This is a genomic window from Shinella sp. GW821-FHT10F02 (assembly GCF_058809275.1).
The window spans coordinates 308,647-331,633 of record NZ_JBXASL010000005.1; the positions used below are offsets into that span (position 1 = coordinate 308,647).

General features: G+C 65.2%; 24 protein-coding genes. 16 read left to right on the plus strand and 8 right to left on the minus strand.

What is annotated here, in order from left to right; translation table 11 throughout:
- Nucleotides 1–58: 58 nt before the first annotated feature.
- From AC1RWL_RS17615 to AC1RWL_RS17625, 3 genes are all read left to right on the plus strand, one after another.
- Entirely contained in the window at nucleotides 59–367 is a 309-nt protein-coding gene (locus AC1RWL_RS17615; protein ID WP_435268303.1) for a 4a-hydroxytetrahydrobiopterin dehydratase, read from the plus strand.
- 71 nt (nucleotides 368–438) lie between these two features.
- Nucleotides 439–828, plus strand: coding sequence for a YkvA family protein (locus AC1RWL_RS17620; RefSeq protein WP_256119473.1), 390 nt, complete (start codon nucleotides 439–441; stop codon nucleotides 826–828).
- Between the two features lie 330 nt (nucleotides 829–1,158).
- On the plus strand, nucleotides 1,159–1,662 hold the full coding sequence (locus AC1RWL_RS17625) for an invasion associated locus B family protein (protein ID WP_256119472.1): 504 nt from the start codon (nucleotides 1,159–1,161) through the stop codon (nucleotides 1,660–1,662).
- Between the two features lie 63 nt (nucleotides 1,663–1,725).
- On the opposite strand, the gene AC1RWL_RS17630 is transcribed toward AC1RWL_RS17625, so the two are convergent.
- The gene (locus AC1RWL_RS17630) at nucleotides 1,726–3,126 is read right to left on the minus strand and encodes an MFS transporter (protein WP_493095442.1); all 1,401 of its coding nucleotides are present in this window, start codon (nucleotides 3,124–3,126) and stop codon (nucleotides 1,726–1,728) included.
- A 129-nt stretch (nucleotides 3,127–3,255) separates the two neighbouring features.
- Here AC1RWL_RS17630 and AC1RWL_RS17635 point away from each other — a divergent pair, with 129 nt between their 5' ends.
- The 6 genes from AC1RWL_RS17635 to AC1RWL_RS17660 all read left to right on the plus strand — a co-directional run bounded on the left by AC1RWL_RS17635 (nucleotide 3,256) and on the right by AC1RWL_RS17660 (nucleotide 9,084).
- Nucleotides 3,256–4,158, plus strand: a complete 903-nt coding sequence (locus AC1RWL_RS17635) for a LysR family transcriptional regulator (protein WP_493095441.1) — start codon at nucleotides 3,256–3,258, stop codon at nucleotides 4,156–4,158.
- A 151-nt stretch (nucleotides 4,159–4,309) separates the two neighbouring features.
- Nucleotides 4,310–5,548, plus strand: a complete 1,239-nt coding sequence (gene rlmN, locus AC1RWL_RS17640; protein ID WP_435268300.1) for a dual-specificity RNA methyltransferase RlmN — start codon at nucleotides 4,310–4,312, stop codon at nucleotides 5,546–5,548.
- A gap of 117 nt (nucleotides 5,549–5,665) precedes the next feature.
- Nucleotides 5,666–6,619 carry an ABC transporter substrate-binding protein gene (locus AC1RWL_RS17645; RefSeq protein WP_493095440.1) on the plus strand — a complete coding sequence of 318 codons (954 nt, stop codon included), beginning with the start codon at nucleotides 5,666–5,668 and terminating at the stop codon, nucleotides 6,617–6,619.
- Between the two features lie 127 nt (nucleotides 6,620–6,746).
- Nucleotides 6,747–7,625, plus strand: a complete 879-nt coding sequence (locus AC1RWL_RS17650; protein WP_256119467.1) for an ABC transporter permease — start codon at nucleotides 6,747–6,749, stop codon at nucleotides 7,623–7,625.
- On the plus strand, nucleotides 7,625–8,419 hold the full coding sequence (locus AC1RWL_RS17655) for an ABC transporter ATP-binding protein (RefSeq protein ID WP_319324755.1): 795 nt from the start codon (nucleotides 7,625–7,627) through the stop codon (nucleotides 8,417–8,419). The genes AC1RWL_RS17650 and AC1RWL_RS17655 overlap by 1 nt, the downstream gene beginning before the upstream one ends.
- A 59-nt stretch (nucleotides 8,420–8,478) precedes the next feature.
- Nucleotides 8,479–9,084: a DUF1287 domain-containing protein gene (locus AC1RWL_RS17660; protein WP_493095439.1), complete on the plus strand. Its 606-nt coding sequence runs from the start codon at nucleotides 8,479–8,481 to the stop codon at nucleotides 9,082–9,084.
- A gap of 6 nt (nucleotides 9,085–9,090) precedes the next feature.
- Here AC1RWL_RS17660 and AC1RWL_RS17665 read toward each other — a convergent pair whose 3' ends face one another.
- Nucleotides 9,091–9,732: a LysE family translocator gene (locus AC1RWL_RS17665; RefSeq protein WP_493095438.1), complete on the minus strand. Its 642-nt coding sequence runs from the start codon at nucleotides 9,730–9,732 to the stop codon at nucleotides 9,091–9,093.
- Nucleotides 9,733–9,816: 84 nt separating this feature from the next.
- A complete protein-coding gene (locus AC1RWL_RS17670; RefSeq protein WP_493095437.1) occupies nucleotides 9,817–10,668 on the minus strand; it encodes an SDR family NAD(P)-dependent oxidoreductase in 852 nt (283 codons plus the stop codon).
- A 183-nt stretch (nucleotides 10,669–10,851) separates the two neighbouring features.
- On the opposite strand from AC1RWL_RS17670, the gene AC1RWL_RS17675 reads away from it, so the two are divergent.
- Nucleotides 10,852–12,075, plus strand: a complete 1,224-nt coding sequence (locus AC1RWL_RS17675; protein ID WP_256119462.1) for an argininosuccinate synthase — start codon at nucleotides 10,852–10,854, stop codon at nucleotides 12,073–12,075.
- Nucleotides 12,076–12,130: 55 nt separating this feature from the next.
- Here the strand turns inward: AC1RWL_RS17675 and AC1RWL_RS17680 are convergent, their stop codons facing one another.
- A complete protein-coding gene (locus AC1RWL_RS17680; RefSeq protein ID WP_493095623.1) occupies nucleotides 12,131–13,333 on the minus strand; it encodes a multidrug effflux MFS transporter in 1,203 nt (400 codons plus the stop codon).
- Between the two features lie 11 nt (nucleotides 13,334–13,344).
- Nucleotides 13,345–13,830 carry a MarR family winged helix-turn-helix transcriptional regulator gene (locus AC1RWL_RS17685; protein WP_439626575.1) on the minus strand — a complete coding sequence of 162 codons (486 nt, stop codon included), beginning with the start codon at nucleotides 13,828–13,830 and terminating at the stop codon, nucleotides 13,345–13,347.
- Nucleotides 13,831–14,004: 174 nt separating this feature from the next.
- Here AC1RWL_RS17685 and AC1RWL_RS17690 point away from each other — a divergent pair, with 174 nt between their 5' ends.
- Nucleotides 14,005–14,646: a LysE family translocator gene (locus tag AC1RWL_RS17690; protein WP_493095436.1), complete on the plus strand. Its 642-nt coding sequence runs from the start codon at nucleotides 14,005–14,007 to the stop codon at nucleotides 14,644–14,646.
- Here the strand turns inward: AC1RWL_RS17690 and AC1RWL_RS17695 are convergent.
- Together AC1RWL_RS17695 and AC1RWL_RS17700 are read right to left on the minus strand one after the other, a co-directional pair.
- The gene (locus tag AC1RWL_RS17695; protein ID WP_439626577.1) at nucleotides 14,643–16,034 is read right to left on the minus strand and encodes a sensor histidine kinase; all 1,392 of its coding nucleotides are present in this window, start codon (nucleotides 16,032–16,034) and stop codon (nucleotides 14,643–14,645) included. The genes AC1RWL_RS17690 and AC1RWL_RS17695 overlap by 4 nt on opposite strands.
- Nucleotides 16,031–16,705 (minus strand): response regulator, encoded by a 675-nt coding sequence (locus AC1RWL_RS17700; RefSeq protein ID WP_256119458.1) that lies wholly within the window; start codon nucleotides 16,703–16,705, stop codon nucleotides 16,031–16,033. The genes AC1RWL_RS17695 and AC1RWL_RS17700 overlap by 4 nt, the downstream gene beginning before the upstream one ends.
- 79 nt (nucleotides 16,706–16,784) lie before the next feature.
- Between AC1RWL_RS17700 and AC1RWL_RS17705 the strand changes: the two genes are divergently transcribed.
- From AC1RWL_RS17705 to AC1RWL_RS17725, 5 genes are all read left to right on the plus strand, one after another.
- Nucleotides 16,785–17,852, plus strand: coding sequence for an ABC transporter substrate-binding protein (locus AC1RWL_RS17705; protein WP_256119457.1), 1,068 nt, complete (start codon nucleotides 16,785–16,787; stop codon nucleotides 17,850–17,852).
- Between the two features lie 232 nt (nucleotides 17,853–18,084).
- Nucleotides 18,085–19,029 carry a Bug family tripartite tricarboxylate transporter substrate binding protein gene (locus tag AC1RWL_RS17710; RefSeq protein WP_493095435.1) on the plus strand — a complete coding sequence of 315 codons (945 nt, stop codon included), beginning with the start codon at nucleotides 18,085–18,087 and terminating at the stop codon, nucleotides 19,027–19,029.
- The gene (locus AC1RWL_RS17715) at nucleotides 19,026–19,514 is read left to right on the plus strand and encodes a tripartite tricarboxylate transporter TctB family protein (protein WP_493095434.1); all 489 of its coding nucleotides are present in this window, start codon (nucleotides 19,026–19,028) and stop codon (nucleotides 19,512–19,514) included. The genes AC1RWL_RS17710 and AC1RWL_RS17715 overlap by 4 nt, the downstream gene beginning before the upstream one ends.
- 10 nt (nucleotides 19,515–19,524) lie before the next feature.
- Nucleotides 19,525–21,042 carry a tripartite tricarboxylate transporter permease gene (locus AC1RWL_RS17720; protein ID WP_493095433.1) on the plus strand — a complete coding sequence of 506 codons (1,518 nt, stop codon included), beginning with the start codon at nucleotides 19,525–19,527 and terminating at the stop codon, nucleotides 21,040–21,042.
- A 153-nt stretch (nucleotides 21,043–21,195) separates the two neighbouring features.
- Nucleotides 21,196–21,360 (plus strand): hypothetical protein, encoded by a 165-nt coding sequence (locus AC1RWL_RS17725; protein WP_171902425.1) that lies wholly within the window; start codon nucleotides 21,196–21,198, stop codon nucleotides 21,358–21,360.
- A 125-nt stretch (nucleotides 21,361–21,485) separates the two neighbouring features.
- Here the strand turns inward: AC1RWL_RS17725 and AC1RWL_RS17730 are convergent, their stop codons facing one another.
- Complete coding sequence (locus AC1RWL_RS17730; protein WP_493095432.1) at nucleotides 21,486–22,604, minus strand: DUF475 domain-containing protein; 1,119 nt, start codon at nucleotides 22,602–22,604, stop codon at nucleotides 21,486–21,488.
- Nucleotides 22,605–22,987: the final 383 nt, after the last annotated feature.

Genomic DNA, 22,987 nt, shown 5'->3' on the forward strand with positions numbered 1-22,987 from the left:
AACACGGCGCCTTCGGGCGCCGTTTTCATATGGTAGGATCGCAACAGGAGAGGGTGCCATGAAACAGGAAAAACTGAGCGAAGAGGCGATTTCCGAAGCGCTGGCGGGTCTCGACGGCTGGACCCGTTCGGACGACGGCATCGCCATCGAGAAGAAGTACAAGTTCAAAACCTTTCGCGAGGCCTTCGGCTTCATGACCGAAGGGGCGCTGGCCGCGGAAAAATTCAACCATCACCCCGAATGGTTCAACGTCTATAACCGCGTCGAGGTGCGGCTCACCAACCATGATGCGGGCGGGTTGACCGAGCTCGACATCAAACTCGCGACCGCGATGGACAAGGCTGCGGGCGAACGCACGAAGAGTTGAAGGCGCGTGAAGGCATTCCCATATGATTCTCGCCGGGCTTTTCCGGCATCGCCACCTGAAGGAGGCCATGCATGGATGATGTGAAGATCGGCGAGATCCTTCTGCCGGGAGACGAGGACGAGCAGGAGCGCCAGGAAAGCCGCGTGAAGCGGCGGTTCTGGCCGGTCCTGAAGCGTGCGATGCGCCAGGTTCCGTTCTCCCGCGATCTCGTGGCCGCCTACTACTGCGCGCTGGATTCCCGCACGCCCACGCGGGTTCGCGGCATTCTGCTGGCGGCGCTTGCCTATTTCGTGCTGCCGCTCGATGGCGTGCCGGATTTCTTCGCTTTGGTCGGCTTTTCCGACGACATCGCCGTGCTGACGGCCGCCTTCGCGGCGATCCGCGGCCATATCCGCGAGGACCATTATGTGGCCGCCGACAAGGCCATGGCGGACGAGCCGGACGGGCAGCCCGCCCGGTAAATCCGGCCGCTTCCCGATCCTCGCTCCACCCGCGGTAGCGCAAGTCAAATTCTTGCCCTATTCCTTGTGCCTTAAATGATTTCGACGGGTTTCTATCTCACCAAAAGGGAACTGGGGACGCCCGCCTTTCTTCTGAAGGCAGCGGCGGGATTTCGACGCAAATTTGTCCCGGTGCGGCGCGGTAACCCTGAGTAAAATGGCCCCTGTTGACGGTTTGGTAACCTGAATTAAGTCAAAATGAATTAAATCGTCATCATGCATGGCCGACACCGGCATCGAAGGCGCCGCCTTCGGTCGGCAAACCACAGGCAAGACAACCGGCAGGAAAACATGTTCGTAAGAAAGCTCGCAACCGCACTCGCCCTCGTTCTCGCGACCGCAGGCGTTGCCTCGGCCCAATCGCCGACGCGCATTCAGCAGTTCAACGCCTGGGGCGCCTATTCCTACCAGGCGAACGGCGGCAAGGTCTGCTACGTGCTCTCCGTGCCGAAGGAAAAGAACCCGGCCGGCGTCGACCACGGCGACGTGTTCTTCCTCGTCTCGCAGCGCCCGGGCCAGAACATCAGCTACGAGCCGCAGGCGATGATGGGCTATCCGCTGCAGGAAAACTCCAAGGTCAACGTCGTCATCGACGGCCGCACCTTCGTTATGTTCACCAAGGGCAACTCGGCCTGGGTGGAAAACGCTGCCGAAGAGCCGGCCCTCGTCAATGCCATGAAGAGCGGCAAGGACATGCAGGTCCAGGCGAAATCGCGCCGCGGCACGGGCACGGCCTATTCCTATTCGCTCTCCGGCATTTCGGCGGCGCTGAAACAGATCGAAGGCTGCCGCTGAGGCATTCCATCCCTGAAACAAAAAGGGCCGGCATCACGCCGGCCCTTTTTGTTTGTGCTGCCGTCAGGCGGCAGCGCGTTTCAGGCGAGGTGCGGCGAGCGCCAGCGCCGCGAGCAGCAGGGCGGCGGCCACTGCGAAGGTGACATGCATGCCCGTTTCCACGGCCGGGCCGCCGGCGCCCGCCACGTCCTTCGTGCCGACGGCCAACGTGAAGACCGTGCCCATCAGCGAGGCGCCGGTGATCAGGCCGAGATTGCGCGAGAGATTGAGCAGGCCCGAGGTTACGCCCCGTTCATCCGCGGCGATGCCCGTCATGACGGCGGCGTTGTTGGCGGCCTGGAAGAGCTGGTAGCCGGGCGTCAGCACGACGATCGCCGCGATATAGCCGGGCAGGCCGAACAGGGCGGAAAGCACCGGCATCGCCACGGCGCCCGTCGCCATCGTGGCGAGCCCGGCGGCGACCATGGGGGCCGCGCCGAAACGGTCGACAAGGCGGCCGGCCAGAAAGCCGGTCAGCACGGACACCACAGGACCGATCGCCAGCACGAAGCCGACCTGCGCCGGGCCGAGGCCGAGCGTGCGGGACAGGTAGAACGGTCCCACGACCAGTGTCACCATGATCACTGTTGCGACGAGCACGTTGGCCGCGAGGCTCGCGGGGAAGCCGGCGCGTCGAAAGGCGGCCGGCCGGATCAGCGGAAAGGCGGCGCGGCGCTGCCGAAGGACGAAGAGCGCTGCGCCGACGGCGGAGGCGGCGATGAGCGCTACGTTCACGACGCCAAGCCGGCCCTGACCCGCCGTCATCGCCAGCGCATAGGCTGAAAGCGTGGCGGCCAGCAGGCCGGTGCCGAGGAGATCGAAGCGCCCGACCGTGGCCGCGCCGCGATCGGCAGGCAGGAAGCGCTGGACCAGCACCAAGGCCAGAAGGCCGAAGGGCACGGCGACGAGGAAGATGGCCGGCCAGCCGAAGCCGCTGATCAGCAGTCCGCCCAGCGAGGGGCCAAGCGCCGTACCGACGGCGGACATGGTGCCGAGCAGGCCCATGACGCTGCCGATGCGTTCCTTCGACACGGTTTCGCTGACGAAGGCCATGGCGAGCGCCATCATCGCTGCGGCGCCAAGTCCCTGGGCGGCGCGGGCGGCAATCAACAGCGGCAGCGAGGGCGCGAGGCCGCAGAGCGCCGAGGCGGCGGAAAACAGCGCCAGGCCCGACAGAAGCAGCCGGCGGCGACCGAGAAGGTCGCCGAGGCGGCCGATGCTGGCGATCAGCACGGTACTTGCCAGAAGATAGGCGAGCACCACCCACTGGACCTGCTGGAAGGAGGCGGAAAACACATCCGCCAGCGTCGGCAGGGCGACATTGGCGATGCTGGTGCCGAGCGAGGACAAAAGGATGCAGAGCGAGAGGCCGGCGAGCGCACCCGCCCTGCTGCGGTTTGCCGTTGTGGTTTGCGTGTCGTTCATCGTCTGCTCCTTGCGGTTTCCTGAGAAGCAGATAGGCCGTCGCGAGAGATGGCGGAACGCGCATCATTTGCATTCTATTCATGCATCTGACGCCATGTCATCTTTTCGCGGGCGTGTTAGGATCACGCCATGTCGCGACCCGATCTCAACCTTCTCGTCACGCTCGACGTGCTGCTGGCCGAGGGCAATGTCGCGCGCGCGGCGCAGCGGCTGCGGCTCAGCCCCTCGGCGATGAGCCGCGCGCTGGCGCGCCTGCGGGATGTGACCGGCGATCCGCTGCTCGTGCGGGCCGGGCGCGGCCTCGTGCCGACGCCGCGGGCGCTGGAGCTGCGCGACGCGGTCGGCCGGGTCGTTGCGGAGGCGGAAATGCTGTTGCGGCCGGCAAAAATCCTCGATCTAGGCAGCCTTGAGCGCACCTTCACGCTGCGCAACCGCGAGGGTTTCGTCGATACGTTCGGGCCGGCGCTGCTGGCGCGCGTCCTGCGGGAGGCGCCCGGGGTCAAGCTGCGCTTCGTGCCGAAACCCGACAAGGAGAGCACGCCGCTGCGCGACGGCCTGGTGGACATCGAAACGGGCGTGATCGGCGGCACGACGGGGCCGGAGGTCCGCGCGCAGGCGCTTCTTCGCGACCGTTTCATCGGCGTCGTGCGGCAGGGGCACCCGCTGCTGGACGGCCTGATGACCGCGGAACGTTTTGCGCAAGGCGACCATATCGTGGTGTCGCGGGGTCGGCGCGAGCGCGGCCCGGTGGACGAGGCCCTGGAGCGTATCGGCCTCACGCGCACCATCGCCGTCACCGTCGCAAGCTTTTCCGAGGCCGTGACGCTGGCCAGAAGCTCGGACCTGATCGCGCAGGTGTCGGACCGCTCGACGACGCGGTTTCGCGAGGGCATGGCAAGCTTCGCCCTGCCGGTCGACGTGCCGGAATTCACCGTCTCCATGCTCTGGCATCCGCGCATGGATGCCGACCCGGCGCACCGCTGGCTGCGGGCCTGCCTGCGCGAGGTCTGCGCCGACCGGCAAGGCAGGTGACTTTCTGTCGGAACAATGCTAAAGGGCCGGCAACTGGGCTTCGCGCTGCATCGAGCGGCGCTGATCGGCCCGCAATGAACTTCTTGTCGAGCATGAACCGTTTGCGGCGCAAAAGCCTGCGCCGGCGTTTCCTGTTCCTGAGGATGAGCCGATGGCAAGCATGGATTTTCTGAACACGGCCGAGCCGGTCAAGGCGCCGGTGGTCCGCACCCTTCCGGCCACTGAGGCGCCGTCGCTGATCGGCCTTTCGCGCGAGGACATGGGCCGGGCGCTGGCCGAAAAGGGCATTCCCGAGCGGCAGGTGAAGATGCGCGTCAGCCAGCTCTGGCACTGGCTCTATGTGCGCGGCGTTTCCGATTTCGACGATATGGCCAATATCTCCAAGGACATGCGCGAAATGCTGAAGAAGCATTTCACCATCGCCCGTCCGGAAATCGTCGAGGAGCAGGTTTCGGCCGATGGCACGCGCAAGTGGTTGCTGCGCTTCCCGCCGCGCGGCGCCGGCCGTCCGGTCGAGATCGAGACCGTCTACATTCCGGAAGAGGGCCGCGGCACGCTGTGCATTTCCAGCCAGGTCGGCTGCACGCTCACCTGCTCCTTCTGTCACACCGGCACGCAGAAGCTGGTGCGCAACCTGACGGCCGAGGAAATCCTCGCGCAGCTGCTGCTTGCCCGCGACCGTCTCGGCGATTTCCCGGACCGCGACACGCCGGCCGGCATGATCGCGCCCGCCGAAGGCCGCAAGGTCTCCAACATCGTCATGATGGGCATGGGCGAGCCGCTCTACAATTTCGAGAGCGTCAAGACGGCGCTGCTGATCGCCACCGACGGCGACGGCCTGTCGCTCTCGCGCCGCCGCGTCACGCTGTCGACTTCCGGCATCGTGCCGGAAATCTACCGTACCGGCTCGGAGATCGGCGTCATGCTGGCAATCTCGCTGCATGCGGTGCGCGACGACCTGCGCGACATGCTGGTGCCGATCAACAAGAAGTACCCGCTGAAGGAACTGCTCGACGCCTGCCGCGCCTATCCAAGTCTGTCGAACGCCCGCCGCATCACCTTCGAATATGTGATGCTGAAGGACGTGAACGACTCGCTGGAAGACGCCAAGCTGCTTATCCAGCTGCTCAAGGGTATTCCGGCGAAGATCAACCTGATCCCGTTCAACCCCTGGCCGGGCACCAACTACCAGTGTTCGGACTGGGAGCAGATCGAGCGTTTCGCCGATTTCATCAACCAGGCCGGCTACGCCTCGCCGATCCGCACCCCGCGCGGCCGCGACATCCTGGCCGCCTGCGGCCAGCTGAAATCGGAATCCGAGCGCATGCGCAAGGTCGACCGCATGGCCTTCGAGGCTATGATGATCGTCGGCCATGGCGAGGACGACTGAGGCCGTTTTGCCGCGGCTTCCTATCAGAAATTGTGATCGAAGAAGCGGATTCCGAGAATTGATTTGAAGGCCCGTTTTGCCTAGAAACTGGCCAAAATCATTCTAGGGAGATCCTCCATGCGTCAACTTCTGCTCGCTTTTGCAGCCACGCTCGCGATTTCGCTGCCTGCGAAGGCTGAAAACGTCACGGTTGCCGTGACCGCCATCGTCGAACATCCGGCCCTCGATGCCGCCCGTGACGGCGTCAAGGAAGCGCTGGAAGCGGCCGGCTACAAGGAAGGCGAGAACCTGACCTTCCTCTACGAATCGGCGCAGGGCAACCCCGCGACGGCAGCGCAGATCGCCCGCCAGTTCGCCGGCGAAGAGCCGAGCGTCATCGTGCCGATCTCCACCCCGTCGGCGCAGGCCGTCGTCTCCTCGACGCGCGATATCCCGGTCGTCTTCACGGCCGTCTCCGATCCGCTCGGCGCGCAGCTCGTCAAGGACATGGACAAGCCGGGCGGCAATGTCACGGGCCTCTCCGACATGTCGCCGGTTGCCGAACACCTGGCGCTGATCAAGGAAATCCTGCCGAACGCCAAGACGATCGGCTTCCTCTACAATTCCGGTGAGGCGAACTCCGTGTCGCTGCTCGCCGTCTTGAAGACGGAAGCCGAAAAGGCCGGCCTGACGGTCGTCGAATCCGCCGCCACCAAGTCTGCCGAAGTGCAGGGTGCCGCCCGTGCGCTCGTCGGCCGTGCCGACGCGATCTACATCCCGACGGACAACACGATCATCTCGGCGCTCGAAGGTGCCGTCGCCGTTGCCGAGGAAGCCAAGCTTCCGCTGTTCACCGCCGATACGGATTCCGTCTCGCGCGGCGCCATCGCAGCACTCGGCTTCAACTACAAGGACGTCGGCCGCCAGACGGGCGAGATCGTCGTGCGCATCCTCAAGGGTGAAAACCCGGGCGACATCGCCGTGAAGGTCGCCGCCGGCACCGACCTCGTCGTCAACAAGTCCGCCGCCAGCAAGATGGGCGTGACGCTGCCGGAAGCCGTCGTCGGCCGCGCGACCCGCGTCATCGAATAATCCGCCGGTCCGCTGGACAGTCCAAATCGGGTTCAACCGCTGCCGGATCGCCCGGCGGCGGTTGATCTGTTAAAAAGACCCCTCCCGCGAACGCTGCGGAACGGGCGAAGAGAGAAAGCCGAGAGCCGTGAGCCTGATTGCCTTCTGGGGTGCCGTCGAACTGGGGCTGGTCTATGCCTTCGTGGCGATCGGCGTCTACCTTGCCTTCCGCGTGCTGGATTTTCCGGACCTGACCGTGGACGGGTCCTTTCCGCTCGGTGCGGCCGTTACGGCAGTGCTGATCATCGCGGGCGTCAATCCCTGGCTTTCGGCCGCGGTCGCCATGCTGGCCGGTGCCGGCGCGGGTCTGGTGACGGCGATGCTGAATGTGCGCTTTCGCATCCTCAACCTGCTCGCCTCGATCCTCACGATGATCGCGCTCTTCTCGGTCAACCTGCGCGTCATGGGCAAGCCGAACGTGGCGCTGATCAATGCCGATACGATGATCAGCCCTTTCTTCGGCCTCGGCCTTCGCGATTTTTACGTCCGCCCGCTTTTCGTCGGCATTCTCGTGCTCGTCGCCGTTGTGGTGGTCTGGCGCTTCCTGGAAAGCGATGCCGGCCTGTCGATGCGCGCGACCGGGGCGAATGCCCGCATGGCCCGCGCGCAGGGGGTCGATACCAACCGCCAGATCTATCTCGGCATCGCGCTCTCCAATGCGCTGGTGGCACTCGGCGGCGCGCTCTTTGCCCAGACGAACGGCTTTGCGGATGTCACCTCTGGTGTCGGCACCATCGTCGTCGGCCTTGCCGCCGTCATCATCGGCGAGACGCTGTTTGGCACCCGTGGCCTGCTGATGGCCTTGATCGGCTGCGTGCTGGGTTCGATCCTCTACCGCATCGCCATCCAGCTTGCGCTCTCGTCCGATATACTCGGGCTCCAGGCCTCCGACCTCAATTTCGTGACGGCGCTGCTCGTCACCGTGGCGCTCGTCCTGCCGCGCCTTCGTCGCGGGGGAGCCGCCTGATGATCTCCGTTTCCGACATCAAGGTCACCTTCGGCAAGGGCACGCCGTTGCAGAAACAGGCGCTGAACGGCGTCAGCCTCACCATCGAGGAAGGCCAGTTCGTCACCGTCATCGGCTCGAACGGCGCCGGCAAATCGACGCTGCTGGGCGTCTTGGCCGGCGACGTGATCGCCACCGAAGGCCAGGTGAAGATCGGCACCGCCGACGTTACCCGCCAGGGCACGGCCGCCCGCGCCGGCCGCGTCGCCCGCGTGTTCCAGGACCCGCTGACAGGAAGCTGCGGCGCCCTTTCCATCGAGGAGAACCTCGCACTCGCCGCCCGCCGTGGCGAACGGCGTGGCCTTTCTTCCGCACTCGGTCCGCAGCGCCGCGCGCATTTTCGCGAGCGCATTGCCGAGTTGAACCTCGGCCTCGAAAACCGCATGCGCGACCGCATGGATCTGCTCTCCGGCGGCCAGCGGCAGGCCGTCTCGCTGGTCATGGCGACGCTTGCCGGTTCCGACGTGCTGCTGCTTGATGAACATACCGCCGCACTCGATCCGGGCATGGCGGAGTTCATCATGACGCTCACGCAGAAGATCGTTTCCGAGCGCAAGCTGACCACCCTCATGGTGACCCATTCGATGCGACAGGCGCTCGACTACGGCCACCGCACGGTGATGCTGCACGGCGGCGAGATCGTGCTCGACGTTTCGGGCGACAGCCGCAAGACGCTGCAGGTCGAGGACCTGATCGCCATGTTCCGCAAGATGCGCGGCCAGACGCTCGACGACGACGCGCTGCTGATCGGCTGACGCCCACAAAGCGCCCGAATCCGGCAGCAGCTTTCTTCTGTCGGATTTTGGGGATGTTCATGCTGTTTCGCCGTACGCTGCTGGCCGGTGGCCTGTCTTCCGGGTTTGTGCTCGCGCTGCCGTCGCTCTTGCGGGCAGAGGCAACACCGGCGGATCGGCTCGTTGCGGCCGCGCGAAAACAGGTCGGCGTGACGCTGACCTATGATGCGGCCTATTCCCGGCTCGATTATCCCGGCGGCGACGTGCCGCGGGAGCGGGGCGTGTGCACCGATGTGCTCGTTCGCGCCTACCGGGACGGGCTCGGCATCGACCTTCAGGTGCTGGTGCATGAGGACATGCGGCGGGCATTCTCCGCCTATCCGGCCCTCTGGGGCCTGAAGAAGACCGACCGCAACATCGATCATCGCCGGGTGCTCAACCTCCAGGCGTTCTTCAAGCGCGCAGGTGCCGCACTGGCGGTGAGCGCGGATGGCGTAGACTATCTGCCGGGCGATATCGTCTCGCAGATGCTGCCGGGCAATCTTCCGCATATCGGGATCGTGGCGGATGAGCACTCTTCCGATGGCTCACGGCCGCTCGTCGTACACAATATAGGTGCCGGAGCGCGTCTTGAGGATGTGCTCTTTGCCTACAGGATCACCGGGCACTACCGCTACGGGGTGTGACCGCCCTCACTTCGCCTGCGTGAGAAAAATCTTCATCGCAAAGACCGAAAAGACGCCGGCGAAGGTGTAGTCGATGCCGCGCAGCACCTTGGGATTCGCCTGGAGCCAGGTGGAAAGCCGGTCGGCGGCGAAGATGACGAGGATGTTGACCGGGATGCCGACGACGATGAAGAACAGGCCGAGGAAGATCAGCTTGCCGGTGACGTCCGGATCGCCGGCGGAGATGAACTGCGGGAGGAAGGTCATGAAGAAGATGATGACCTTAGGGTTGAGCAGGTTCACCCAGAAGCCGCTGGAAATGTTGGAGAACGCGGTGCCGCGCGGGCCAGCGGCCGTCTTGACCGAAAAATTCGAGCCGTAGCGGATTGCCTGGATGGCGAGCCAGAGCAGGTAGGCGGCACCGCCGGTTTTCAGGATCATGAAGGCGGTCGGAGACGCGGTGATCAGCGCCGAAATGCCGAAGGCGACGAGCAGCGTGTGCACGACGATGCCGAGGCTGGTGCCGACCACCACGAAGAGCGCCGGGCCGCGGCCCTGCGAGAGCGCCCGGCTGATCGAGAGCGTCATGTCCGGGCCGGGCGTGGCGGCGAGAAGCAGGCTTGCGGCCGTGAAGGCGAGAAGCGTTGGGAGGGTGGGCAGGACATCCATGAGGGTGCGTCTCGAAAGCCGGAGGGGATGCGAAATCCCTAGTCCGGCTTCCGGCAAAATACCAATCAAGCTTTGTGATGGGCGTTATTCGCCCTCAACGAAGGCCCGGAACGGCTCTGCATAGTCCTTGTGCCAGCGCGAGAGCGGCGGGCGGTTTTCGATGACGTCGCCGATCGCCCAGGCCATGCGGCGCTCGTCGAGCGCGCGGGGCACGTCGTTGTCGGGGCAGAGGATGTAGAAATCGCCGCGCTCCAGGCTTTCCATCATGAAGTCCACGGTCTGCGCCGCGGTCCAGGCGGCGTCCGGCTTTTCCGTGCGGTCGCCTTTGGTGAGGCCGGTGAAGACGAAGCCGGGGATCAGCAGGTGGGCGGAGATTTTCGCGCCCTCGGTGTTGCGCAGCTCGTGCTGGAGCGCCTCGGTGAAGACTTTCACGCCAGCCTTGGAGACATTGTAGGCGGGGTTGCCGGGCGGCGTGGTGATGCCCTGCTTGGAGCCGGTATTGATGATGAGACCCGGCTCGCCATGGGCCAGCATGTTGGGGCCGAAGGTCTGCGTGCCATGGATCACGCCCATCAGGTTGACGGTGAGGATATGGTCCCAGTTCGCCTCGGCGCTGAAAATCGATGTGCCCGGCTGGATGCCGGCATTGTTCATCAGCACATGCACGCGGCCGAAGCGCTGGAGAACGGCGCGTTCCAGCGCCTCCAGCTCATGGCGATGGGCGACGTTCGTCTCCACCGCCATGACATTCGCCTCGCCGGCAATGGCTTCCAGTTCGGCGCGCGCCTCGCCCAGCCGGTCGGCGTCGAGATCGGCGATGGCAACGCACATGCCGGCCTCGGCGAAGCGACGGGCGGTGGCCAGCCCGATGCCGGAAGCACCGCCCGTGATGACGGCGACATTGGTTTCCTTGATGATGTCTTGGATGTTCGTCATGGGTCACCCCTTCCATGGTTCACTGAGGCGAATATGGGTTGCGATGGCGCGCTGTCAAATTTGGCTTGCGTCATGACGCGTCGGGCGCCACCCTTGCGTCACGCGCCAATCTCGCTAAAAGTGCCGCGACACCGGGCCTTGCGGGTTGCCGCAGTTCCTTTCCATGCAACGGACCTCATCATCATGGCATCATACAAAGACGTGAAGAAAGTCGTGCTCGCCTATTCCGGCGGCCTCGATACCTCGATCATCCTGAAGTGGCTTCAGACCGAACTCAACGCTGAGGTCGTGACGTTTACGGCCGACCTCGGCCAGGGCGAAGAGCTGGAGCCGGCGCGCAAGAAAGCCGAGATGCTCGGCATCAAGGAGATCTTCATCGAGGACGTGCGCGAGGAATTCGTGCGCGATTTCGTCTTCCCGATGTTCCGTGCCAATGCGGTCTATGAAGGCGTCTACCTGCTCGGCACCTCGATTGCCCGTCCGCTGATCTCCAAGCACCTGATCGAGATCGCCGCCAAGACCGGCGCCGACGCCATCGCGCATGGCGCGACCGGCAAGGGCAACGACCAGGTCCGCTTCGAGCTTTCGGCCTATGCGCTGAACCCGGATATCAAGATCATCGCGCCGTGGCGCGACTGGTCGTTCAAGAGCCGTACGCACCTGCTCGAATTCGCCGAGCAGCACCAGATCCCGGTCGCCAAGGACAAGAAGGGCGAAGCGCCGTTCTCGGTCGACGCGAACCTGCTGCACTCCTCCTCCGAGGGCAAGGTGCTGGAAGATCCGGCCGTCGAGGCACCGGAATATGTGCACATGCGCACCATTTCACCGGAAGCGGCTCCCGACAAGGCGACCACCATCAAGGTCGGCTTCGAGCGGGGCGATGCCGTCTCGATCAACGGCGTGCGCATGTCGCCGGCCACCCTGCTCGCGACGCTCAACAATTACGGCCGCGACAACGGCATCGGCCGCCTCGACCTCGTGGAAAACCGCTTCGTCGGCATGAAGTCGCGCGGCGTCTACGAGACGCCCGGCGGCACGATCCTGCTGGCCGCACACCGCGCGATCGAAAGCATCACGCTCGATCGCGGCGCCGCCCACCTCAAGGACGACCTGATGCCGCGGTATGCGGAGCTTATCTATTACGGCTTCTGGTTCTCGCCGGAACGCGAGATGCTGCAGGCGCTGATCGACCGGAGCCAGGAGCATGTCGAGGGTGAAGTGACGCTGAAGCTCTACAAGGGCAATGTCATGGTCACCGGCCGTGAATCGCCGAAGTCGCTCTATTCCGACAAGCTCGTCACCTTCGAGGACGACCAGGGCGCCTACGACCAGAAGGACGCCGCCGGCTTCATCAAGCTGAACGCGCTGCGCCTGCGCACGCTCGCCGCCCGCAACCGCCGCGGCTGATCGGACGACGTATCAAGGAAAAGGCCCGCTGCCGGGGACGGCAGCGGGCCTTTTGTTATTCAGCCGGTTCCGTCGCAAGCTGGCCGTCGCGCAGGCAGACGGCGCGATACCAGGCGTAGGCGAGAAGGGCCATGAGGCCCATGACCGGGATGATGGTGCCGAAGGCGAAGAGGGGGAGGCCGATGACGGCGGCGACGAGGCCGGCGATGAAGCCGGCGCCCATCTGGATGAAACCCATGGCGGCCGAGGCCGAGCCGGCAATGTGCGGGAAGGGCTCCATCGCGGCGGTCATCATGTAGGGCATGACGAAGGCGATGCCAAAGGCGTAGATGCCGACCGGCCCCATGACGCTGAGGAAGCTCGGCACCATCAGGTGCGAGGTGCCGGCGATCAGGATGCTGGCAATGCCGATGAAGCAGAGGCCGGGGAAGACGAGGCGCGCTGGCGCCGTGCTGCGCATGAGAAAGCGCACACAGATCGTACCGGCGAAGAAGAAGCCCGACTGCATGAGCATGCCGACGCCGAACTGTGTGGGCGTCAGGCCGACCTTGCCGATCAGCACGAAGGGCAGCATGGTCGCCTGGCCGTAAAGCGCGCCGACGGCGCCCGCCATGACGAGCGTGGCGGAGACGAAGCGGCTGCTCGTCGCAAGCTCGCGATAGCCGCGCAGGATGGGGCCGATATGGCCTTTGGCCCGGTCCGGCACGGTGGTTTCGGCCATGAAGCCGTAAACCGCGCCGCAGGCGATGAGCGCGAAGCCGACCATCAGGAAGAAGATCGACTGCCAGCCGAACAGGCCGAGCGCGAAGCCGCCGAGCGTCGGCGAGACGGCGGGGCCGATGGCGAGCATCATGCCGACCATGTTCATGATGCGGGCGGCCTCGGTGCCGGTGAACTGGTCGCGCACGATGGCGCGCGCGACGGTCATGCCGACGGAGGCGCCGATGCCCTGGATGAGGCGACCGGCCAGCAGCACATCGACGCTCGGCGCGAAGGCGGCCATCAGGCTGCCGGCGAGGTAGATGACCATGAAGATCAGCGTCGTCTTGCGGCGGCCGAGTACGTCCGACATGGTGCCGGAGACGAGCTGCGACAGCGCGAAGCCGGCGAAATAGACCGAGAGCGTCAGCTTGATCGCGGATTCCGTTGAGGCGAAGGCGTGCACCAGTTCCGGCATGGCCGGCGTGTAGAGCGCCATGGAGACGGGACCGAGGGCCACGAGGAAGGCGGCGATGATGCTCGTGCGCCGTTCGCTCATGCGTGGCGCAGTCACAGGATCGGTTCCTTGACGAGGGCCAGCGCGGAACTGTCTTCTTCGAGCGCCACGAGATTGGCCCGCAGCCGCTTCAACTGGCCGCGCATGATGTCGAGCTCCGCCTCGCCGATGCCGCTCGTCACATGCTGCATCAGCTCGATCTGCTCGATGCGGATATTGGCGATGGGCTCGTCGGCGGCGGGCGTGGTGAAGATCAGCTTGGCGCGGCGGTCGGCCGGGTCCGGGCGGCGCTCGATGAAGCCGAGGCTCTGCAACCGGTCGAGATAGGTGGAGAGCGTCATCGGCTCGATGCCCATGCGCTGGGCGATGTCGAGCTGGCGGCTGCCCTCCAGCGTCGCGATGCGCACCAGGGTGCGCGCCTCTCCGGGCGTGAGGCCTAGGCCGGCGGTGGCGATGCGGCGCTCGAAGGCACTGCGCAACATACGGGCAACGTCGATAAGGACGAAACCGAGGGCGTCGGGATCGGGACGAGGGGACATGATCGCTTTCTGGCTATTGTAAGTTTAACTTACTATGCATTGCCGTGGCGGACAACAGCCCAGCCCCGGCCGCAATGCATGGCTGCCTTGCGAAATGACAAATTCCTGGGCAGCCGATCTTGACGAAAGCCGCGACGCAGACTGAAGTGCCTGGAGATTCAAGGGGATTTTCGTATGACCGGTTCGATGCTGTTCGGCGCTTTCATAGCTGCCCTGCTTTACGTGCTCATCCCCGGGCCGGCCTTCCTCGCCCTTCTCGGCATCGGCGCCGGGCAAGGGCGCAAGGCGGGCGCGCTTTTCATGGGCGGGCATCTTGTCGGCGATCTTATCTGGTCGTCGCTGGCGCTGGTCGCGATCGTCGGCGCCAAGACGATCGGCACGATGGTGTTCGACGTGCTGGGGCTTCTCTGCGGCTTCTACCTCGCCTGGATCGGCTGGTCGGCGCTTCGGGCACGGCCGCGGACCGACGGCGCCGCGCTGATGACGGTCGAGCGGCCGCTACGCCGCGGACTGATCTTTGGCCTCACCAATCCGAAGGGTTATCCGGTGGCGCTCGCGACCTTCACGGCGCTGCTCGCCAGTTCCTCGAATGCGCTGGATTTCGAGGCCCTGCCGGCCCTGCTCGCCGTCTCGTTCTTCGGTTTCGTGCTGGCCGACGTCATCATGGTCGCGATCATCGGCGCCAGCCTGGTGCGCCGCTTTTACCGCCGCCATGAACTGGCGATCGTGCGCATGTCCGGCCTGCTCTTCATGGGGTTTGCCGTGCAGGCGGTCTGGCACGCCGCTCCGGGCCTTCTCGGCTGGCGCCGGCCCTAAAGGTTCGTTGCCGGAAAGCGGATCGTCACTCTGAGGCCTCGCCCGTCCGCCCCGTCGTCGAGCACCATCGATGCATCGAACAGCGCCGCGATCTCCTCGACGATCGGCAGGCCGAGGCCCATGCCGGGCGCATCGCGGTGCTCACCGCGCGAAAAGCGCTGGCGCACGAGGCCGCGGCGCTCCGGTGCGATGCCGGGGCCGTTGTCTTCCACGGTGAGCAGCACGGCATCCGCGGCCTCGCGCACGCTCACCGTTACTTCCGCGCCGCGGCCGGCATAGGCGATGGCGTTTTCCATGAGGTTTCGCAGCAGCTCGCCGAAGAGCAGCGGCTCGGCGCGGGCGAGCGCCGGTCCTTCGCCCTCGTAGCCGAGGTCGATGCCGGCCTCGGCGGCGGCGGGCACGCGGTCGGCGGTGAGCTGCTGGGCGAGGGCCGCAATGTCGATCGGCGGCGGCTTTTGCGGCTCGTTCGAGCCGGCGGCGTCGATTTTCGCCATCAGGAGGAGCTGGGCGAGGATGCGTTCGGCATGGGCCACGGCGGCGTCACCCTTGCGGGCGGCCTCCTGTGCCTCCTCCAGCGTCGCCGCACGGCTGGCGAGCGCAAGCTGGGTGCGGATGATGGCGAGCGGTGTGCGCAGCTGGTGGCTGGCATTGCCGGAAAAGTGGCGCAAGGCGTCGAGCGCCGATTGCAGGCGCACCATGAAGGAATTGACCGTATCGACGACGCCCTGCACCTCGCTCGGCACGCGCTGCTCGATCGGGTGCAGGTCGTTCGGGTTGCGCTCGGAAATGGCGTCGCTGAGGCGGTAGAGCGGGCGCAGCGACACGGTGACGGCGATCCAGACGATGGTGGCGGCACCGGCGATCATGAAGGCGAGGCGCAGCGCCGAGCGCAGCAGGATGGCCTGGGCCAGCTGCCGGCGGGCGATGGTGGTTTCCGCCACAGTCACGGCGAAGGGCACGGAGTTGATGCCTGTCGAGGCCGAGCGTTGCAGCACGGCGATGCGGATCGGCTCGCCGCGGAAGGTCGCATCCTCGAAGCCGATCGACTGGCCCTGCATGTCCGGGATGGTCGGCAGGGTCTGGTAGCCGGTGATGAACTGGCCTGGCGGCCCGTCGACGCGGTAGAAGACGCGGTCCTGCGCGGCCGAGGTCAGCATTTCCAGCGCGACATAGGGGATGTCGACCTCCAGGCTGCCGTTTTCCGTCACCACGACGCGTTCGGCGATGGCGAGCGCGGAGCCGGCGAGCACGCGGTCGGAGACGGTGTTGGCGGTCTTCACGGCCTCGCGATAGGTATCGACGAGCGCGACGATGCCGATCACCGCCGTCGAGACGAGCAGCCATAAAAGCAGGCGCCGGCGGAGCGAGGAGGCCGGGAAGAGGGTCAAGCGGCGGGCGCCTTGTCGAGGTAGTAGCCGATGCCGCGGGCGGTGCGCACGGTCAGGCCGTGCGGCGCGAGGCGTTTGCGGAGCCGGCTCACATATTGTTCGATGGCATTGGCCGAGAGATCGTCGTCGAAGGCGGCGAGCGATTGCATGATCGCCTCCTTGGCCACCACCTTTCCGGCACGCATGAAGAGGATTTCGAGCAGGCCGAGTTCGCGGGCTGGAATGTCGAGCGGCGCGCCCTCGGCGGAGAAGGTGCGCGAATTGAGATCGAGCGCCACGCCGCCATAGGTGATGGCGGAGGATCGCAGGCCCGCCTGGCGGCGCAGCAGCATGCGCACGCGTGCCTCGAATTCCGAAATGTCGAAGGGTTTGATCATGTAGTCGTCGGCGCCGAGATCGAGGCCGCGCACCCGCTCCTCCGGCGCGCCGCGCGCGGTCAGGATCAGCACGGATGCCTTGTCTTTCCGGGCGCGCATGGCGCGCAGCACGTCGAGGCCGTCCATTTCCGGCAGCGTCAGGTCGAGGATGACGAGGTCAAAATTTTCCGATGCGATGGCCGCGTCCGCCGACGCGCCGTCGCGCACCACGTCCACGGCATGGCCGGTGCCCTTGAGGATGGCGGACAGGCCGTCCGCGAGCGCTTCGTTGTCCTCGACCAGTAGAATGCGCACGTCGTTTCGTCCTCCTGGGTCAAGTCTAACGGCGGCGGGTGCACTTGTGAACGGGCGTCCGCTTTGGCAAGGTCATCTCATGCGTCTTGTCCTCACCCTTCTTGCGCTGCTTGCGGCCCCCCTTTCCGCTCTTGCCGAGCCGACCTTCTTTCCGGCGCACGACGGCAATGCGGATGCGCCGGTGCTCGTCGTCTATTCCTCGCTCGACGAGCCGCTCGCCCGACCGATGATCAAGGGGTTCCAGGAGGCCAACCCCGACGTCGCGGTGCGCTATGACGAGATGCTGACCGGCGAGGTGCATGACCGCATCGTGCGCGAGACGGATGCCGGCCAGAAGACCGCCGACTTCGCCTTTTCCTCGGCGATGGACTTGCAGGTGAAGCTCAGCAATGACGGTTATGCCCAGCGCAGCGACCTGCCGATGAGCGACCGCTGGCCGCAATGGGCGAACTGGCGCAACACCGCCTATGCGCTGACCTTCGAGCCCGCCGTCTTCGTCTACCACAAGCCGAGCTTCAAGGACGAGAAGCCGCCGGCCTCGCGTGCCGAATTCGTCGAATACCTGAAGCGGCAGGGCGAGAAGGTCTATGGCCGTATCGGCACCTATGACATCGAGCGCTCCGGCGTCGGCTTCCTCTTCATGGCGCGCGACCAGGAGCAGTTCGGCGATATCTGGACGGTGATCCAGGCGATGGGCGCGGCCGGGGTGAAGCTCTATTCGACGAGTTCGGCGATCCTGGAGCGCGTCGCCGACGGCCGTTTCGTGCTCGGCTACAACATTCTCGGCTCCTACGCCGCGGACTGGGCGTCGCGCCATCCGGATGTCGGCATCGTTCTGCCGAAGGATTATACCGTCGTCATGTCGCGCATCGGCCTCGTGCCGCAGGCGGCGGCGTCGCCGGAACTTGGCCGGCGCTACCTCGCCTTCTTCATGTCGAAGGAGGGCCAGACGATCATGGCGCGCGAATTGCAGATCGCCGCCGTCAGCCCGGAGGTCTCCGGTTCCAACACGGCGCGCACGATGAGCGCGCTGCTCGGCGCACAGCTGAAGCCGGTGCCGGTGAGCCCGGGCCTCATGGTCTATCTCGACCAGGTGAAGCGCGCGCGGCTGATTGCGCGCTGGAACGAGGTCCTGCGCACGCAATAATGGCCTTGGCGCTCGACAATGCCGGTTCGTGCGCTACCATGTCAGGTAGATGTCAGCTTCTTGTGCTGGTTTAGGGCTCTTATCGTCCGTGGAGGCGGACGGAAGACCTGGGAGGAGACTTCAGCCGAAATCGCGCCCGCGAACCCTGTTCGCGTTGCCCGCGGCCGATCCGTTCCTCCCCCCATAAGCAACGACGCGCGGATTTCAGCCGCGCCTGATGGAGGACACACTCTTGAAACATTTCTTCCTGGCATCCCTTATCGCCGGCGCCATGGCGCTGCCGGCCTTCGCCGCAGATTATTCGATCATCGCACCGGCCGGCCCCGGCGGCGGCTGGGACCAGACGGCCCGCTCGCTGCAGACGGTCCTGCAGGATGAAAAGATTTCCGGCAGCGTCCAGGTGATCAACGTTCCGGGCGCCGGCGGCACGATCGGCCTTGCCCAGTTCGCCAGCCAGAATTCCGGCAATGCCAACGCCCTCATCATCGGCGGCTACGTCATGGTCGGCGCGATCCTCACCAACCAGTCGCCGGTCACCCTCAAGGATGTCACGCCGATCGCCCGCCTCACCGGCGAATATGAAGCGATCGTCGTTCCGGCATCGTCGCCGATCCAGAACATGCAGGACCTCGTCACCGCGCTGAAGGCAGATCCGGGCGCGGTTTCCTGGGCTGGCGGCTCCGCCGGTGGCACGGACCACATCGCCGTCGGCCTGATCGCCAAGGCGGCCGGCGTCGACCCGACCAAGATCAACTACATTGCCTATGCGGGCGGTGGTGAAGCGCTCGCCGCGATCCTCGGCAACCAGGTGACGGCCGGCATTTCCGGCTATGGCGAGTTCGAAGCCCAGGTGAAGGCTGGCACGCTGCGCCTGATCGCCATCTCCAGCGCCGAGCGTGTCGAAGGCATCGACGCGCCGACCATCAAGGAAGGCGGCCTCGACGTCGTCGTCGAAAACTGGCGCATGGTTGCTGCCGCTCCCGGCCTTTCGGCCGAGCAGGTGGCTGCGATCAACGCCGATATCGAAAAGGTGGTCAATTCCGACTCCTGGAAGGAAATCCTGAAGACCAAGGGTTGGCAGAACACCTATCTCGCCGGCGACGCCTTCAAGGCGCAGCTCGACAAGGATGTCGCCTCGACGGAAGCCATCCTCAAGGACATCGGGCTCGTCAAATGAGCGAGGTCCCGTCCTCACACGGAAAGCGCCGCCCTGATCGGGCGGCGCTGGTCATCGCACCGGTCCTCTTCATCCTCGCCGCCGTGATCTGGTGGGATGCCGGACGCCTTGCGGAGATGAGCAACTACTCCCGAATCGGGCCTGCCACGGTGCCGCATGTCGTGGCCATCGGCCTGGCACTGCTTGCCATCTGGACCGGTTTCGAAGCCTGGCGCGGTGATTTTCCCGAGCGCGAGCCCATCGAGATCCAGCCGGTCGTGATGATCGTCGCCGGCCTTGCCGCGCAGATGCTGCTGCTCAAGACCGCGGGCTTTTCCATCGCCACGGGCGTGCTCTTCGCGCTTACCGCCTTCGGCTTCGGCCGGCGCAAGCTCTGGATCTCGCTGCCGATCGGCATCGCGCTGAGCTTCGTCGTCTTCATCATCTTCGGCCGCTTCCTGCAACTCTCGCTGCCCGCCGGGCCGCTCGAGCACCTGTTCTTCTGAGGGCCTGACAATGGGTACTTTCGAATTCCTGTTGCAGGGCATCGCCATCGCCGCCCAGCCGATGAACCTGCTTTATGCGCTGATCGGCGTCACGCTCGGCACCGCCGTCGGCGTTCTGCCCGGCATCGGCCCGGCGCTCACCGTGGCGCTGCTGCTGCCCGTCACCTACAAGCTCGATCCGGCCGGTTCGCTGATCATGTTCGCCGGCATCTATTACGGCGGCATGTATGGCGGCTCGACGACGTCGATCCTGCTCAACACGCCGGGCGAAAGCGCCTCGGTCGTCACTGCGCTCGAAGGCAACAAGATGGCGCGCGCCGGGCGCGGCGGTCCCGCACTTGCGACGGCGGCGATCGGCTCCTTCGTCGCCGGCCTCATCGCGACGCTCGGCCTCGCCTTCATCGCGCCCTTCGTGGTGAAATTTGCGCTCTCCTTCGGCCCGCGCGAATATTTCGCGCTGATGGTGCTCGCCTTTGTGACCGTATCGGCCGCCTTCGGCGATTCGACGCTGCGCGGCCTCACCGCCCTCTTCGTCGGCCTCGGCCTTGCCGTCATCGGCATCGACCAGCAGACCGGCCAGGCGCGGCTTTCCTTCGGCATTCCGGACCTGCTCGACGGCATCGAGGTGACGACGCTTGCCGTGGCCATGTTCGCCATCGGCGAGACGCTCTATGTCGCCTGTCAGGGCGACCGCATCCCCGAGAAGGTGGAGGCGGTCAAGGGCTCGGTCTGGATGAGCAAGGAGGACTGGGCGCGCTCCTGGAAACCCTGGCTGCGCGGCACCTTCATCGGCTTCCCGATCGGTGCCATGCCGGCCGGCGGTGCCGACATCGCGAGCTTCCTCTCCTATTCGACGGAAAAGCAGTTCTCCAAGCACAAGGACGAGTTCGGCAAGGGCGCCATCGAGGGCGTCGCCGGTCCGGAAGCGGCGAACAATGCGTCCGCCGCCGGCACGCTCGTGCCACTGCTGTCCCTCGGCCTGCCGACGACGGCGACGGCGGCGATCATGCTCGCCGGCTTCCAGCAATATGGGCTCCAGCCCGGCCCACTCTTGTTCGCCACCAATCCGCAGCTCGTCTGGGGCCTCATCGCCAGCCTGCTCATCGCCAATTTCATGCTGCTGGTGCTGAACCTGCCGCTGATCGGCCTCTGGGTAAAGCTGCTGACCATCCCCAAGCCCTGGCTCTATGCCGGCATCCTGCTGTTTGCGACCCTCGGCACGATCGGCGCCAATCCGTCGGTGTTCGAGCTCGGCATGTTGCTGACCTTCGGCCTGCTCGGCTTTGCCATGCGCATCTTCGGCTATCCGATCGCGCCCGTCGTCGTCGGCCTCATCCTCGGGCCGATGGCGGAACAGCAGTTGCGCCGCGCGCTGGCGATCAGCCAGGGCGACGTGACCTCGCTCTTCATGTCGCCGATCGCCGCCGTGCTCTTCGCGGTCGCGGTTCTCGCCGTCGTCGTGCCGCTCATCCTGCGCGCGCGCGGCAAGGGCGAAGTTCTCTCGCAGTTTGCGGCGAACGAAGACTGATACTGTTCTTTAACGATTGAAAACATGCAGGCCGGAAACCTCGTTTCCGGCCTGCATCATTTGCATGGCTGGCCTGACAATCCGTCTGTTGTTCTTTCGGGCCCGAAGCATCATCTTCTGCTCGTAAGCTAAAACAGAAAGCGAGCAATCCAAATGACCACCCTCCGCAACTCCTTCGCCCAGGGCTTCTTCGGCCGGGCCTTCGCCGTACTGAGCGCTGCCAATGCAGCCGCCGCGGCAGTCGAAGGGCACCGCCGCCCGAAGGAACGCGACCTGAAGACCCTCGGCATCAACCCCGCCGATTTCCCGCGCGTCTAACGCGGGTCAGCGAATTTTCCCAATGAAAAGGCCCGCTGGTCGCAAGACCAGCGGGCCTTCTGTATTTCGGGGTTACTTCTTTCCGTAAGAAGAAGCCGGCCGGTCGAAACGGCCGGCTCGGTTTCTTAGGCTTTCTCGCCGAGCTGTGCCGCGACGCGGTCGCCGGCATGCGGGGCGCTGTGATGCCCCATTTCCTTCTCGCGCCTGTTGTAGCGGATGGAGGACCAGAGCGAGATGCCGATGAGCGTGGCGCCGCCAAGGCCGGTGATGACCTCCGGAATGTGCACCAGCGTCTGGCAGTACATGACCACCGAGAGGATCAGGATCGCGTAGAACGCGCCGTGCTCCAGATAGCGGTATTCGGCCAGCGTGCCCTTCTCCACCAGCATGATGGTCATCGAGCGCACATACATGGCGCCGATGCCGAGGCCGATGGCGATGACGAAGAGGTTCTGCGTCAGCGCGAAGGCGCCGATGACGCCATCGAAGGAGAAGCTGGCATCCAGCACTTCCAGATAGATGAAGGCGCCGAGGCCGCCCTTGGCCGCTTCCGACATCGCCTTCTGCGACGCATCGAGCAGGCCGCCGATCACTTCCACTGCAAGGAAGGTGAGGAGGCCGTAGACCGCCGCATGCACGAAGGTGTTGGCCTCTGCCGGTTCCAGAAGCTTCGAGAAACCGATGATGAGCGCGAGAACGAAGGCGATCTCGATGCCCTTGACGGTCGCAGACCGAGCCATGTGCTTCTCGATGAAGCCGATCCAGTGCACATCCTTCTCATGGTTGAAGAAGTAGGTGAGGCCGACCATCATCAGGAAGGTACCGCCGAAGGCGGCGATGGGCAGATGCGCGTCGTTCATGATGCGGGCATATTCCGCAGGCTCGCGGGCAGCGAGGATGAGCGCGTCGATCGGGCCGATACCGGCGGCGATGACGACGATCAGCAGCGGGAAGACGATGCGCATGCCGAAGACGGCAATCAGGATGCCCCAGGTCAGGAACCGGCGTTGCCAGACCGGCGTCATGTCCTTGAGCTTGTTGGCATTCACAATGGCATTGTCGAAGGAGAGCGAAATCTCCAGCACCGCGAGAACGGCGCAGATGAAGAAGACGGTCGCCATGCCGGAGATCGTTCCGGTCGTCTGCCAGCCGAGCCAGGCGCCGAGCGCCAGGCCGATGCCGGTCGAGATTAATGCCCATTTGAGATAGGAGAGGGTGGTCTTGCCTTCGCCGTTGCCGATCATGACAGCGCCTCCATTCTGGAAGCCACGGTGAGGGAAGAAACGAGTTTGCGCATACCACAACGGGCATGCGGGTAAGGCATGGTCAGGATGTTCATGTGCGTATGAATCCGCCGGCTAATTGCTGGCGGTACCGACATCACGAGAGCGCCGTAAAAACTCTCGCCAGAGGGGCCCGGCACCAGGGTTCCCGCGGCAACCCAAGTCAAAGGCCGCGGATGGGGCTGTTCTCTCCGAAGTTGCCTTCCGCGTCAAGAGGCAGGGCGCCACATCGTCCAAACGCGGACAGGCGCGTCCGGTTCCCGTATTTTCTGGTGGGCGCCCTGTACCAATGCCCCTGTCCCTTCCTATATTCGCCGCACGATGATTTGCCAGGAAGGACCAGC